Annotated in this window: 13 protein-coding genes; 7 read left to right on the top strand and 6 right to left on the bottom strand. The window is 66.4% G+C overall.

The features are described from left to right. The coding region (locus tag C100_RS35585) for a helix-turn-helix domain-containing protein (protein WP_024019831.1) at positions 1–844 on the bottom strand (844 nt) is incomplete at its 3' end. 72 nt (positions 845–916) lie between these two features. Next, positions 917–3,193 (bottom strand): phosphoenolpyruvate--protein phosphotransferase, encoded by a 2,277-nt coding sequence (ptsP, locus tag C100_RS35580; RefSeq protein WP_024019830.1) that lies wholly within the window; start codon positions 3,191–3,193, stop codon positions 917–919. Positions 3,194–3,367: 174 nt separating this feature from the next. Here ptsP and C100_RS35575 point away from each other — a divergent pair, with 174 nt between their 5' ends. From C100_RS35575 to C100_RS35565, 3 genes are all read left to right on the top strand, one after another. After that, the gene (locus C100_RS35575; protein ID WP_031309408.1) at positions 3,368–4,531 is read left to right on the top strand and encodes a pyridoxal phosphate-dependent aminotransferase; all 1,164 of its coding nucleotides are present in this window, start codon (positions 3,368–3,370) and stop codon (positions 4,529–4,531) included. 131 nt (positions 4,532–4,662) lie between these two features. Then, positions 4,663–5,829 (top strand): pyridoxal phosphate-dependent aminotransferase, encoded by a 1,167-nt coding sequence (locus tag C100_RS35570; protein ID WP_024019828.1) that lies wholly within the window; start codon positions 4,663–4,665, stop codon positions 5,827–5,829. Positions 5,830–5,961: 132 nt separating this feature from the next. Further along, entirely contained in the window at positions 5,962–6,615 is a 654-nt protein-coding gene (locus C100_RS35565; protein WP_024019827.1) for a glutathione S-transferase family protein, read from the top strand. A gap of 4 nt (positions 6,616–6,619) precedes the next feature. On the opposite strand, the gene C100_RS35560 is transcribed toward C100_RS35565, so the two are convergent. From C100_RS35560 to C100_RS35550, 3 genes are all read right to left on the bottom strand, one after another. After that, a complete protein-coding gene (locus C100_RS35560) occupies positions 6,620–7,213 on the bottom strand; it encodes a DJ-1/PfpI family protein (protein ID WP_024019826.1) in 594 nt (197 codons plus the stop codon). 79 nt (positions 7,214–7,292) lie between these two features. Further along, complete coding sequence (locus C100_RS35555) at positions 7,293–8,048, bottom strand: hypothetical protein (RefSeq protein WP_024019825.1); 756 nt, start codon at positions 8,046–8,048, stop codon at positions 7,293–7,295. Positions 8,049–8,155: 107 nt separating this feature from the next. Beyond that, positions 8,156–8,398, bottom strand: coding sequence for a hypothetical protein (locus C100_RS35550; protein ID WP_024019824.1), 243 nt, complete (start codon positions 8,396–8,398; stop codon positions 8,156–8,158). A gap of 101 nt (positions 8,399–8,499) precedes the next feature. Here C100_RS35550 and C100_RS35545 point away from each other — a divergent pair, with 101 nt between their 5' ends. Genes C100_RS35545 through metK form a run of 4 tightly spaced genes read left to right on the top strand, consistent with a single transcriptional unit; the run spans position 8,500 to position 12,484 of the window. Continuing rightward, entirely contained in the window at positions 8,500–9,018 is a 519-nt protein-coding gene (locus C100_RS35545; RefSeq protein WP_024019823.1) for a GNAT family N-acetyltransferase, read from the top strand. An 11-nt stretch (positions 9,019–9,029) separates the two neighbouring features. Next, on the top strand, positions 9,030–9,665 hold the full coding sequence (locus tag C100_RS35540; RefSeq protein ID WP_024019822.1) for a YqaA family protein: 636 nt from the start codon (positions 9,030–9,032) through the stop codon (positions 9,663–9,665). Positions 9,666–9,673: 8 nt separating this feature from the next. Continuing rightward, positions 9,674–11,221, top strand: coding sequence for an apolipoprotein N-acyltransferase (lnt, locus tag C100_RS35535; protein WP_031309407.1), 1,548 nt, complete (start codon positions 9,674–9,676; stop codon positions 11,219–11,221). Between the two features lie 57 nt (positions 11,222–11,278). Then, positions 11,279–12,484 (top strand): methionine adenosyltransferase, encoded by a 1,206-nt coding sequence (gene metK / locus C100_RS35530; protein WP_024019820.1) that lies wholly within the window; start codon positions 11,279–11,281, stop codon positions 12,482–12,484. A gap of 96 nt (positions 12,485–12,580) precedes the next feature. Here metK and C100_RS35525 read toward each other — a convergent pair whose 3' ends face one another. Continuing rightward, a complete protein-coding gene (locus C100_RS35525; RefSeq protein ID WP_024019819.1) occupies positions 12,581–14,617 on the bottom strand; it encodes a putative bifunctional diguanylate cyclase/phosphodiesterase in 2,037 nt (678 codons plus the stop codon). Between the last annotated feature and the right edge of the window lie 61 nt (positions 14,618–14,678).

The following is a 14,678-nucleotide window of genomic DNA, read 5'->3' as shown; positions in this document are numbered from 1 at the left end:
CGGGCGCCGCAAGCCGCTGCGCGGTCGGACGCAAGGCCGGGCGGGCCGTGGCCGCCGGCGCCTGCGCGCCCCGCGCCAGCAGCGCCTCGGCGCTCACCGGCACATCGGCGATGGTGCGGTCCGCTTCGCCCAGCGGCGCCACCGACTTGCCACCGACGGTCACGTTCAACGCCTGCGGCCGGCCAGTCAGGATCGTGGGATTGCGCGCGCCGGTCGGCAGGGTGAAGCTCTCACCCTTCTTCATCGTCCCGTCCTTCAGCCGTTCCCCGGCTTCATCGACGATGCGCAGCCAGACATCATCGACCGCGGTGAACACCACCATTTGCGGCACGGGCGCCACAGGGGCGGCGCCGGCCGGGCGGGCGGCGGGCCGGGCTGGTTCCTGCGCGGCGATTTCCTCGCTGCTGGGCGGCGTGAATAACTGCGTGCGCCAGATGATATAGCCGCCCACCAGCAGCAGGACGATGGCGGCCAGCGTCCAGGCCAATGTACGCGACGGGACGCGGGCGGGATCGGCCGGTTCGAACGCCTCATAACGGTTCGCGCCCAGGTCGGAGCCATGGACGGCCTCCCGCACTTCGGCCGCGATCGCCACCTCGTCCACATCCACCGCCCGCGCATAGGCGCGCGCGAAGCCCACGGCATAGGGGATGCCCGGCAGCGCGGCATAATCGTCGCGCTCGATCGCCTCCAACTGTCGTTGGGCGATCCGGGTGCGCGTTGCCACATCCTGCACCGAAAGCCCCTGCGCCTCGCGGGCGACGCGCAGCTTCGCGCCCGGCGTCGCAGGTTGCACCTCTTGCACCGGCGTTGCGCCGGGTTCGACTTCCGATTCTTCTGCCATGCTGCTCCGCGACCTTGATAACCGGTCTTGTCTCATTGCGAGACGGGCGTTGTCAACGCCGCACCCGCCGCTTCAACTCAGTTCAATGCTCCGCGCGGCCGCCCACTGCGTCAGCCGCGCCCTGATGTCCAGCACGCCATGATCCAGATAGTCACGCATAACGCCCCGCAGTTCGGACGCATCGACGGTGCGGATCATCGCCTTGACCGGCCCGACCGACGCGGGCGTGATCGACAGGCGGCGAATACCCAGGCCGATCAACGCCATCGCCTCCAGCGTGCGGCCACCCATTTCGCCGCACACGCCGACCGGAACCTGATGCGCTTCACACATCCGCACCACTCGGTCGAGGAAGCGCAATATGGCGATGCTCAACCAGTCGTAGCGTTCCGCCAGCTTGGGATGGGCGCGGTCGGCTGCGAACAGGAACTGGGTCAGGTCATTGGTCCCGATCGACAGGAAATCCACCTGCGGCAGCAACAGGTCCAGCACCTCGGCCAGCGCCGGCACCTCCAGCATCGCGCCATACCGCACCGCGATGGGCAGCTTCTTCTTGTGCGACTGCAACCATTCGCGCTGATGCTCGACCAACGCGCGCGCCTGCTCATATTCCCATGGTTCCGACACCATCGGGAACATGACGTGCAGCACCTTGCCAGCGCTCGCCTCCAGCAGGGCGCGCGCCTGCGCCTTCATCAACCCGTCGCGATCCAGCGCCAGCCGCAGCGCGCGCCAGCCCATCGCCGGATTATCCTCCAGTTCCTCGTCGCCGTCGCGGGTCATATAGGGCAGCGCCTTGTCGCCGCCGATGTCGACCGTGCGGAATATGACCGGCCGATCCCCGGCCGCGTCCAGCACATCCTTGTAGAGCCGCTGCTGCTTCTCACGCTGCGGCAGGGTGGCCGACACCAGGAACTGGAACTCGGTGCGGAACAGGCCGATGCCATCGGCGCCGACCAGGTCCAGCGCCTGCGCATCCTCCCGCAGCCCGGCGTTGACCATCAACTCGACCCGCTGCCCGTCGGTCGTGACCGAAGGCAGGTCGCGCATCGCCGCGAATTCCGCGCGCCGCTTCTGCGTCACATGCAGCCGGTTCTCGAACGCCTCGTCCATGTCGGCGCTCGGGCGGATCAGCACGCTATTTTCGGCCACATCCATCAGGATGAGGTCGCCTTCATTGACCTGATGGCGCACGTCGCGCACGCGCCCCAGCACCGGCACGCCCATGGCGCGCGCGACGATGGTGACATGGGCGGTCAGCGATCCTTCCTCCAGGATCACCCCGCGCAGGCGACGTCGATCATATTCCAGCAATTCGGCCGGTCCCAGGTTGCGCGCGATCAGGATGGCGTCCTGTCGCAACCCCATGGTGGCGGCGGTCCCCAATTGCCCGGACACGATCCGCAACAGCCGGTTGGCCATGTCTTCCAGATCATGCATCCGGTCCTGCAACAGCGGATCGTCAATCTGGCGCATCCGCATCCGGGTGCGCTGCTGCACCCGCTCGATCGCCGCCTCGGCGGTCAGGCCACTGTCGATCGCCTCGTTGATCCGCCTGATCCACCCTTCGTCATAGGCGAACATCTTGTAGGTCTCGAGCACCTCCTGATGCTCGCCCTCGGTGCCGAACTCGGCCGCGCCGGTCATCCGGTCAATCTGTTCGCGCATCTTGGCGAAGGCGGAAATGACGCGCTGCCGTTCGGCCTCGGTATCTTCCGCGACCGTATGCTCGACATGGATGCGCGGCTGATGGAACACGGCATGGCCGCGCGCCATCCCCATCACCAGCTGCAATCCCTGCAACATGGTCGTACCGGTATCGGCCACCCTGGCGTCGGCCGGACCGTCATCGGCCAGCTCGGCATTGGCGATCAGTTCGGACAGCACCATGGCGACCGTCTGCAACGCCTCGATCTCGACCTCTTCATATTTGCGCGGCTCCACATGCTGTACGCCCAGGACGCCGATGGCGCGCTCGCGCCGTACGATCGGCACGCCGGCAAAGCTGTGAAACCGGTCCTCGCCGGTTTCGGGACGATAGGAAAAATCGGGATGCGCCGCCGCCTCGTCCAGGTTCAGCGTCTCGACATTGGTCGCGATCAGGCCGACCAGCCCCTCGCCCATCGCCATGCGGGTGACATGCACGGCCTCCTGCTTCAGGCCGCGCGTCGCGAACAGTTCCAGCACGCCTTCGCGCACCAGATAGATGGAACACACCTCGCTCGACAGCGACTCGCCGATAATCTCCACCACCTTGTTGAGCTTCGCCTGCGCGCTGGTGCGCGATGCCATCACCTCTTGCAGGCGGATGAGGATCTGGCGAGCGGCGGCGGCGGGGGTGCTGGGCATGATCGAGCGCTAACAGATTGCTCGCGCGCTTTCCAAGATTCATGCATGATTGCCGCGGCAAAAAAAGCTGCGCTTTCGACAAGCCAGGCCATTTGCATGGCGGAAACATTCTGTACATTCGTCAAACGGGATGAACGGCCTTTTTTTTCAGAAGGCGCGCAGGGAGACAGGACCATGGCGACGCAACCCGCTACCACCCATTTCGAACAGGATCTTCTCGATCGCGGCTATTCGCGTCGGCAGCTTGCAAAGGCTGCGGCGTTGCTGGGCGCGGCGACCGCGACGCTGCGCGCCACCGGCGCCGTCGCGCAGCAGGCGGCAAAGCCGGTCGAGGGCGCGGTGCGGATCGGCGCCAACGAATGCTGGACCGGTCCCTTCCCGGTTGCGGCGGAGGCCGCCTACAAGCTGGTCAACGAAGGCAATCGCTACGAACCCGACAATGAGCATCAAAAACTGTTCGACGCCGTTTCGGCGGTCGAGGGCATCCCGGCCGACCATGTGCTGGCCTGGCCAGGTTCGTCCGATCCGTTGAGCCGGGTCGCGGTCGCCTATGCCTCGCCCACGCGCGGCATCGTCACGGCAAACCCCACCTATGAAGCGATCTGGCGCACCGGCGACTGGCTGGGCGCGAAGGTGACGAAAGTGCCGTTGACGCCCGACTATCGCCATGATGTGAAGGCGATGCTGGCGGCCGATCCCAATGCCGGCGTCTATTATATCTGCTCGCCCAACAATCCCACCGGCACCGTCACGCCCATCGCCGACATCGAATGGCTCGCGAACAACAAGCCCAAGGACGCGGTCCTGGTCGTCGATGAAGCCTATATCCACTGGGTCGACGGTCCCAACGCCGCAAAGCTGGCCGCGACCCGCGACGACGTGCTGATCCTGCGCACCTTTTCAAAACTGTTCGGCATGGCCGGGATGCGCCTTGGCCTCACCTTCGCCAGCCCCACGCTGATGGAAAAGATGATGCGCTATGACGGCGGGCAGGTGACGGCGATGTTGCCGATGACCGCCGTGGCCTGCGGCACCGCCTCGGTCGCGCAGGCCGACCTCATCAAGGCGCGCCGTGCCGAAATGGTCGCGGCCCGCGAAAAGGCGATCAGCCACCTCACGGCCAAGGGGATCAAGGTCATTCCCGGCAGCCAGGCGAATATGTTCATGGTCGATTGGGGCAAAAAGCCGGCCAAGGAAATGCAGGCCGCCATCCTCGCCGAACAGGTGCAGATCGGCCGCAACTGGCCGATCTGGCCCAATGTGTCGCGCGTATCGGTCGGGTCCATGGAGGAAATGGAAGCGTTCAACGCGGCGGTCGACAAGGTCTGGAAAGCCTGATCCTCGGGCCGGCCTTTCAAATCGTCGGCACATATAAATTTTAATTCCGGGCGGCGGCACATTGCGGAAATGTGTCGCCGTTTCGTCTTTCCCCATGAGTGACGCGCTTCTTGCAAACGGGGACGGACGACATGACCATGATGCTGAACAAGGATGCCAGGGACGATCTGATGGAACGCGGCTATTCGCGCCGCCAGCTGGGCGAGGTCGCCGCGCTGGTCGGCGCTGGCGTCGCCGCCAGTTCGCTGCTGGGCGGAACGGCCCTGGCGCAGCAGCAGGCCGCGCGCGGCGTCGCCGGCGCGGTGCGGATCGGTTCCAACGAATGCTGGACCGGCCCTTTCCCGTCGGGCGTCGATGCCGCCGCCAAGGCCGCCGCGCTGGGCAATTGGTATGATCCCGACAATTATCGCGGCGAACTGGTCAAGACCGTCGCATCGGTTGAGGGCATTCCCGAAAGCCACGTCATGCTGTGGCCCGGTTCGGGCGGCCCGCTGGTCAGCACCGTCGCCGCCTTCTGCTCGCCGACCAAGGGGCTGGTGACGGCGGACCCGACCTTCGAATCCGCCTGGCGCACCGCCGATTATCTGAAGGCCCCCATCGCCAAGGCGCCCCAGGCGCCCGGCGCGGGTCACGACGTGAAGGCGATGCTGGCGGCCAATCCCAATGCGGGCCTCTATTATATCTGCACGCCCAACAATCCGACCGGCACCGTGACGCCGCTGGCCGACATCGAATGGCTGCTCGCCAACAAGCCCAAGGATTCGGTGCTGCTGATCGACGAAGCCTATATCCACTTCTCCGAAGCGCCGAGCGCCGCGAAGCTGGTGGCGGGGCGCAAGGATCTGATCGTCATGCGCACCTTCTCGAAACTGTTCGGCATGGCCGGCGTGCGCCTGGGCCTCACCTTCGCCGATCCCGAAGTGCAAAAGCGCATCATGCTGTTCGGCCCGACCGCCGGCGGCCTGTCCATCACCGCCATGGCCTGCGGCAATGCCGTCTATCCCGAAGCCGACCTCATCAAGGCCCGCCGCGCCGAAATGATCGCCAATCGGGAGGAAACCATCGCCTGGCTCATGAAGAAGGGCATCGACGTTCAGTCGGGCAGCCAGGCCAACATGTTCATGATGGACTGGAAGAAGCCGGCCAAGGAAATGCAGGCCGCGATGCTCGCCACCGCCGAAAAGGTGCAGATCGGTCGCAACTGGCCCATCTGGCCCACCGTCTCGCGCGTCACGGTCGGTTCGGCCGAGGACATGGCCCAATTCCGGTCGGCGGTGGAAAAAGTCTACAAGGCCTGACATCTTCCCATTCCCAAGCGAAGGGCGCCCGGCATAACCGGGCGCCCTTTCCTATGTCCGGCGTGGCGCGGGGTCGGCTGAAACCCTATGCTGGGGCGCGCAGGACGCCGCCAGGCATCAGGAGCCCCCGCAATGGCCATCATGATTTCCGTCTTCGAAGCATCGCCCGACCGGGGCCGGGGACTGGCGCGCGACATGGGCGTGCGCTGGGCGCTGGAGGAAGTAGGACAGCCCTATGACGTCCGGCTGCTGTCGTTCGAGGCGATGAAGCAACCCGCCCACCGCGCCCGCCACCCCTTCGGGCAGATCCCGACCTATGAGGATGAGGATGTGGTGCTGTTCGAATCGGGTGCGATCATCCTCCACATCGCGCAGCGCCACGCCGGCCTGCTTCCGGTCGATCCGCAGGAGCGGGCGCGCGCTATCGCATGGATGTTCGCCGCGCTCAGCACGGTCGAACCGCCGGTCCTGGATCGCGAAACAGCGACGTTCCTGATCCGCGACAAGCCCTGGTATCACGAGCATCTCGCCATACTCGAAGCGCGCGTCCGGGTCCGGCTGGACGAATTGGCCGAACGGCTGGGCGATGCGGACTGGCTGGACGGCGCGTTTAGCGCGGGCGACCTGCTGATGGTGATGGTGCTGCGCCGCTTGAGCAGCACGGGCCTGCTGGACGCCTGTCCCAACCTTTCCGCCTATGTCGCCCGCGGCGAGGCTCGCCCCGCCTTCCAGCGGGCCTTCGCCGCGCAGCGCGCGCTGTTCATCGCCAGCCAGGCAAAGGGCTGACCCGTTACGCCAGGAACGGCGCAACCACGCCCATCACCCGCTCGACCGTCACCGCCTTCTCACCGACCGGCGCGACATAGTCGATCACCGCGCGCGCCTCCGCCTCGCCCGCGCCGCGCGCAATGGCCCAGGCGGCGAGATACTGCGCCGCCATGCAGCCCCCCGCACTCGCCACATTGCCGGCCGCATGAAAGGGCGCGTCGACCACCTTCGCGCCCGCCTCCACCAGCCAGGGTCGGCTGGTAAGGTCGGTGCAGGCCGGCATGTCGCCCAACAGCCCCAGCCCGGCCAGCAGCAATGCGCCCGAACATTGGGCGCCGATCAACTGCCGCGCGGGGTCGAGCCGCAGCCGCGCCATCAGCGCCCCATCCGCCGCCACCTGCCGCGTCCGCACACCGCTGCCGACCAGCACGATGTCCATCTCGGCCAGCGAATCCAGATCAACCTGGACAGCGACCTGGACAGCATTCATCGACGTCACCGTCGCGCCCGGCCCGCAGATCATCGCCCGCCATCCCTTCACCCGGTTGAGCAAGGCGAGCGCGACGAAGCTGTCCATTTCGTTGAAGCCGTCAAAGGTCAATATCGCTATCCGCATCGCTTCGCCTCCATTTGGATGCGAAGCGCCTAAGCCGGTGCGGCCGCCGGCGCGCGGGCCGGACGCGCGGGATTGGCCGCTATCCGCCCGCGCCGACTACCCGGCGGGTATAATCGATGCGGATGCGGACCCAACTGCCCACCATCACCTTGCCGTTGACGCGCGGCGGCAACACCAGAAATTGCCAGGCCGCAAGGCGCACGGCCCTGCCAAAGCCCGACCCCATCGGCGATTCGCCCATGACCTGGCAATTTTCCACATGATAATGGTCGATCGTCTTGCAGGCGACCAGGCCCCAGCCCTCGGCCGGCCCATTGCTGGGCAGATAGGAGGCCAGTTCCGCATGGGTGGGCCGCCGATACCATTCCGCGTCGAACAATTGCACGCCCCCCGGCCCTTCGCCCGGCCCGGCCACGGCGGCGCTGTCGCCAGACCCGGCAGCGCCCTCGCCCGGCGTCTGTTTGGGCAGGTTGCCGATGTCGGCCGACGCCATCTGCTCGCGGTTCAGGGTCAGGAAGGGAAAGGGCGAAGGCGGCTGTTCCGCGGGCTTCTGCACCTCGACGGGGGGCCGCACCACCGGGGCAGCCTGTTGCTTCGGGCTGTCCTTGGTTCGCTCGCGCCGCTCGGCCTTTTCCGCCTTGGCCTGTTCCTGCACCGCCTTTGGACCCGCTTCGGTTTCAAAGGTGACGGGCAGGCGCGGGTCCATCTTGGGCGGCTGCAATTTGGGGGACAATGTGAACAGCGCCAGCAGCAGCAGCAGGTTGAGCACCAGCGCGAACGCGACGCCGCCCGTGCGTTGCCGCACTTTATCCCAGGGTATGGAAGAGATTGTCAAACGCGCGAACCGAACAGGACGATAGGGACACCGGTCTTGCCCAGACGGCGCGATACAGTCAACGCCGTCACGCCCCCGCGCGATCAACCGGTCCCGTCAGCCGTCGGTCAACATACATCTTCCTCCCGCACCAGCGGGCGGCTTTCCCGCGTGGCGCGCATCCGGCTCGCCTCGTCCTCCGGGTTGCTCGTCAGCACCACATGATCGTCATGCACTTCCATCAGCACGCCGGCGAAGGCGATGCCCTCCAGCCCCCCGGTCACCCGATAGCTGACCGAATCGCCGACCTTGAACGTTGCCGGATCGGTGTTGAAGGTAAAGGGGCAACTGCCCTCGCCCATATTCTGCATCACGCATCTCCTCTCACGCCCATTTTAGAAGCGTCGATCCGGCCTTCAAGCCGCTCGCTTCCCTCTGCCCAAAGCATCGCCAAGCCGCTAAGGGGCGCGGCATGGACATCCGCCTCGCCACGCCCGCTGACCTTCCCGCCCTCCATCCCGTCATCGAGCGCGCCTATCGCGGCGACGACGCGCGGCAGGGCTGGACCTTCGAATCGGATCTGTTGACCGGCCCGCGCACCGACCTTTCCGCGCTGGAGGCGATCCTCGCCAGCCCGCTCGACCGGCTGCTCGTCGCCTGCACCGGTGAAGAGCCGGTCGGCTGCGTCCAGATCAGCGATCGCGGGAACGGCCTCGCCTATCTGGGCCTGCTCTGCATCGACCCCATGTTGCAGGCGGCGGGCCTTGGCCGCCGCCTCGTCACCGCTGCGGAGCATCAGGCCGCCCGCCTGTTCGGCGCGACGATGATGGAAATGACCGTCATAGACAGCCGCGTCGAACTGATCGGCTGGTATCAGCGCCGGGGCTATAGGCTGACTGCCGAAACGCGTCCCTTTCCCATCCCTCTCGATCCGCCGCTGGCGATGGTCGTGCTGGCAAAAGCGCTGGCGGGCGCGACTGATCTCGGCTAGGTCGGCGCGCGATGCTCACCAGGCTCTATCAATGGACGCTGGCCAAGGCCGCGCACCGCCACGCCGAACGCTGGCTCTTCGTCATCAGCTTCATGGAATCGAGCTTCTTCCCGATCCCGCCGCACCCGTTGCTGGGGCTGATGTGCCTCGCCCGGCCGGAGCGCGCGCTGCGGTTCGGCCTGATCTGCACCATCGCATCGGTCATGGGCGGCCTGCTGGGATACGCTATCGGCTATTTCCTCTATGAAGCGGTGGGGCAGCAGATCCTGCACGCGCTCGGCCTGGCCCAGAAATTCCCGGTCGCCGCCTGCTATCTGCGCGACTATGGGGCGGAGATCATCCTGATCAAGGGCGCCACGCCCATCCCCTTCAAGCTCATCACCATCACGGCGGGCTTCATCGGACTGCCGCTCTTCACCTTCCTGTGGGCCAGCATCCTGTCGCGCGCCTTCCAGTTCATGCTCGTGGGCTTCCTGTTCTGGAAGTTCGGCCGGCCGATCAAGGCGTTCATCGAGAAATATCTGGCCCTTCTCTCCACATTGTTCCTCGCGTTGATCGTGGGCGGCTTCATCGCCGCATCCATGCTATCGGGCGGCGGACACAAGAGCGACAAATGTTCCGGCGCCACCATGGCGACAATTCGCTGAGGTACGCGATGAAGACCGCCTTCGCCCGCCATCCCAAGATCGCGGCGCTGCTGGCGGGATTCCTCTCCGCCACGGGCTTCGAGCCGCTCAAGCTCTGGCCGCTCGCCCTCGCCTGCCTCGTCGCGCTCATCCTCCTGATCGAACGCGCACCGGACCGCCGCGCCGCTTTCCTGCGCGGCTGGCTGTTTGGCGTTGGCCATTTCACCTTGGGCCTCAACTGGATCGCCCATGCCTTCACCTTTCAGGACTCCATGCCGCACTGGTTCGGCTATGGCGCGGTGCTGATCCTCTCGCTCTACCTCGCCCTCTATCCCGGCCTGGCGGCGCTGGGGGCATGGTGGCTGAACCGCCGGATCGACGGCAATCCGCTCTCCTTCCTCCTGATCTTCGCCGCGACCTGGGTCGTGGCCGAATATCTGCGCGCGTCCCTCTTCACGGGCTTTGCCTGGAACCCGATCGGCGTCCTGCTACTCCCGACCGGCGCCGCCATAGCGGCGACGATCATCGGCACCTATGGGCTGGGCGCGCTGGTGCTCCTTGCGGCCGGCGCGATCCTGCTGCTCGCGCGGCGCCGCTATCGCCCCGCCGCCGTCCTGATCGCGCCGCTGCTGCTGCTCGCCCTGTGGGGCATCTTGTCGCCCGCGCCGCCGACACCACCGGGCGCGCCGCGCGTCCGCGTGGTCCAGCCCAATATCGGGCAGGACGAAAAATATTCGGTCGAGGCGGAATATCGCAACTTCGCCAAGCTCGCGACCCTCTCCGGCCAGCCGCACGCCGCCCCGCGCCTCATCTTCTGGCCCGAAGCGGCGATCCCCGCCTATCTCGACCTGGAGCCCGACTGGCGCGCGCGTCTGGCCGCGCTGCTTGGTCCCGGCGACCTATTGATGACCGGCGCAGACAAGGTTTATTTCAAGACGGTCGAGGATAATGGCGTCCCGGTGAGCAAGCTCGCCGGCGCCAACAACAGCGTGTGGATCGTAACGCCCCAGGCGACGACGGCCGGCCGCTATTCCAAGGCGCATCTGGTGCCCTTTGGCGAATATCTGCCGCTGCGAAACATATTGGAGCCGATCGGCCTGTCCCGTCTTGTCCCCGGCGACGCCGATTTCTGGCCCGGTCCCGGCCCGCAAAGCCTGCCCCTGCCAGCCAGCCTTGGTCGGCCCGAGATCAAGATGGGCGTCCAGATCTGTTACGAGATCATCTTCTCTGGCCATGTGATCGACGCAGCCAACCGCCCCGCCTTTATCTTCAACCCCTCCAACGATGCCTGGTTCGGCAGTTGGGGACCGGTCCAGCATCTGGCGCAAGCGCGCCTGCGCGCGCTGGAGGAAGGCGTTCCCATCGTCCGCGCCACGCCGACCGGCGTGTCCGCGATCATCGACGCACGCGGCCATGTCGTGCGGTCGCTCGGCCTCAACCGCGCAGGCTATCTGGACGGCGGCCTGCCGCCGGCATTGCCCCCCACCCTTTTCGCCCACATCGGCAACTGGGCCGGGCTGATGGTCATCATCCTGCTCTTTGGGCTGGCCATTGCCTTGCGTCGCAGCAAAAGCTAAAGGCCACATAAACATTTCTTTATATCGGAATTCGCCCAAGCGTCTTACGGGAGTCTCATGCGTAGCAATTATCTCTTCACCTCGGAGTCCGTCTCCGAAGGCCACCCCGACAAGGTTGCGGACCAGATTTCCGACGCCATCGTCGATCTGTTCCTTTCCAAAGATCCCGAAGCCCGCATCGCCTGCGAAACGCTGACGACGACCCAGCTCGTCGTCCTCGCCGGCGAAATCCGGTGCAAGGGCGTCTATGAAAATGGACAATGGGCGCCGGGCGCCGAAGAAGAAATCGAACGCGCCGTCCGCGACACGGTGAAGCGCATCGGTTACGAGCAGGACGGATTCCATTGGGCAAGCTTCCGCTTCGAAAATAATCTCCACGCCCAGTCGGCGCATATCGCCCAGGGCGTCGATGCCAGCGGCAACAAGGATGAAGGCGCGGGCGATCAGGGCATCATGTTCGGCTATGCGGCCGACGACACGCCCGACCTGATGCCAGCGACCCTCTATTACAGCCACAAGATCCTGGAAACCATGGCGGCCGACCGCCATTCCAAGGCCGCCCCCTTCCTGGAACCGGACGCCAAGAGCCAGGTGACGCTGCGTTACGAAGGCAGCACGCCGGTCGCCTGCACCGCCATCGTGGTGTCCACCCAACATGCCAAGGGCTATGACAAGGGTGAGAAGGAAGCCGAACTCAAGGCCTATGTAAAGTCCGTCGTGGCCAAGGTGATCCCGGCCGAACTGCTTTCGGACGAGACCGTCTATCACATCAATCCGACCGGCAGCTTTGAAATCGGCGGGCCGGACGGCGACGCGGGCCTGACCGGCCGCAAGATCATCGTCGACACCTATGGCGGCGCATCGCCCCATGGCGGCGGCGCGTTCAGCGGCAAGGACCCGACCAAGGTCGACCGTTCGGCCGCCTATATCACCCGCTATCTCGCCAAGAATGTGGTCGCCGCCGGCCTTGCCCAGCGCTGCACCATCCAGATCGCCTATGCGATCGGCGTCGCCGAACCGCTGTCGCTCTATGTCGATACCCACGGCACCGGCACCGTTGGCGACGACAAGATCGAGGACGCGATCAAGGGCATTTCGGAACTGGGCGGCCTGACCCCGCGCGGCATCCGCACCCATCTGGGCCTCAACAAGCCGATCTATCAGCCGACCGCCGCCTATGGCCATTTCGGCCGCAAGCCCGAAGGCGACTTCTTCCCCTGGGAGAAGACCGACCTGGTCGATAAGCTGAAGGCCGCGCTGTAATCATCCTCGCGATCCGGCCACGCCGGATGTCCTTGCTCGCATCGACCAAGGATCAAAAAGGGGCGCGGGATCATTCCCGCGCCCCTTTTCTTCGAGTCAGTCCAGGACCAGCGCTATAAGATCGGCCGACGAGATGCCGGCCGAGCGCAGAAAGCCCTGATAATAATCGCACCCTTCGCGCGCGAGCAGGTCGAGCTGCTGCTGGGTTTCGACCCCTTCCGCAATGACCTTCAGGCCCAGCGACTTGGCCATGTGGATGACGCCGCGCACGATGATCCGGTCGCGCGCCGTCCCGGCAATATCCTGCGCCAGCCCGCTGTCGATCTTGAGATAGTCGAGCGGCAGGGACTTGAGATAGGCGAGGCTGGAATAGCCGGTGCCGAAATCGTCGATCGCGACCGCCAGCCCTTCGCTCCGCAGCGCCCGCAGCAGCGCGGCGGCTGCATCAATATCCCGGATCAGCCCGCTTTCGGTGATCTCCACCGTCAATCGTGCGCGCGGAAAACCGCTGCGGTCCACCATCTCCAGCAATTCGGCCATGAAACGCGGCTGGGCTATGTCCGCCGCCGTGACGTTGATCGACAGGCGCAACTGCGCCAGCGCGCGGGGCCAGGCCGCCGCCTGCCGCAAGGCTTCCGCCAGAATATGAGCCGACAGCGGCAGCATATAATCGGATCGCTCCGCCGTGGCGAACAATATGCCCGCGCCCAGCGGCCCATAATGGGGATGGTTCCAGCGGGCCAGCGCCTCGACCCCGCTGATCCGCTCTGAATCGACGGGATATTGCGGCTGGAACACGATGCCGATTTCCCCCCGGTCCAGCGCCAGCCGCAGGTCGGTTTCCAGCCGGTCGGGATCGACCTGCCGGCTTTGCTTCTCCGCCGACAGGATGCGAATACCCTCGCCGCCCGCCTGCCGCGCGTCGGCCAGCGCCGTGCCCGCCCGCCGCAGCAAATGGGTGGCGTCATCCTCCGCCCTGGCCTGAGCGATGCCGCAACGCGCGATCAGCCGGATCAGATGATCGCCTGCGCTGAACGGACGCCCGATCGCGCCGATCAACTGGCGTGCCAGAAAGGTCGCCCGGTCGCTCCCCCCAGCCTCGCCGGTCAGGCCGACCAGAAACTCCGTGCCCGCGATGCGCGCGACCATCGCGCCGGGCGCGACATCGTCCACCATGCGCTCGATCCGGCGCGCGATCCGACCCAGCAGCGCGTCGCCGACCACCTGGCCATAGGCGGTATTCATCCGCTCGAACTGGCTGATCGACAGCAGCAGCACCGTGGTCGGCAACCCCGCCCGCCGATCCAGCCATTCAAGCGCGGCCGGGCGCGAGCGCAATCCGGTCAGATAGTCGCGGCTGGTGCTCTCCCGCTCATGCTGATCGGACAGCCATTCGACATCGGCGGCGATATGCCCTTCCTCGATCCGCAGATGATGGACCAGCCGATCGCCCGGCCGGTCGGGCAGGCCATGAGCCAGCGCCGCCGGCCGCCCGGCCCGCGCCATCGCCCGGAGCGCCGTCAGCACGCCATGGCGTTCGGCGCGCGGCAGCCTGCGCAGCAGCGCGGCCGGCGCGATCGACGGCGCATCCAGCGCCAGATGCCGCACCAACGCTTCGCTGACGCGCAACATGCCGTCGCTGCCCAATTGCCAGTAAAGCGCGTCGCCGCGCCGGATACGCTGCGCCCGCTGGCTGGGGCTCTGGCCGCCGCCCAGCCGTTCGACCAGCCGATGCGCCGACCCCAGCACGGCGCGCAGTCCGTCGGCACTGAAGGGCGCGAGCAGGAAATGAGTGGCGCCCGCATCCAGCAGCGCGGGCACGCGCGCTTCCTCCGCCTGATCGACCAGCGCGACCAATGCGCCGCCGCCCGCCTCCATCGCCGGCACGAGCGGCGCCAGCAGCTTGCCCGGATCGCCGCCCCGCCGCAGGTCGATCAAAGCGACCTGCGCCTCGCTGCGCAGGAAACGCTGCGGCGCATCGCCGGGCCGGCGCGCGCCGATCGCCCGCCATCCGACCGCCTGCGCCGCTTGCGCCAGCCCGTCCCGGTCGCGCGGCGACAGGATGAACAGGCTATGCTGTGTGTTCGATGCGGCGTCCCCGCTCACTTGACCTGTCTCCCCGACGCCGCCCATCGCACCGTCCTAGCAGCAAGGCGTTACCGAGCCGTTCGCATCCCCGCAACAACCGGGGCGC

This window comes from Sphingobium sp. C100 (assembly GCF_000508185.1).
In the GTDB taxonomy this organism is placed as follows: domain Bacteria; phylum Pseudomonadota; class Alphaproteobacteria; order Sphingomonadales; family Sphingomonadaceae; genus Sphingobium.
The sequence above is the reverse complement of the archived record's forward strand: the minus strand, read 5'-3'. Positions and strand labels throughout refer to the sequence as shown.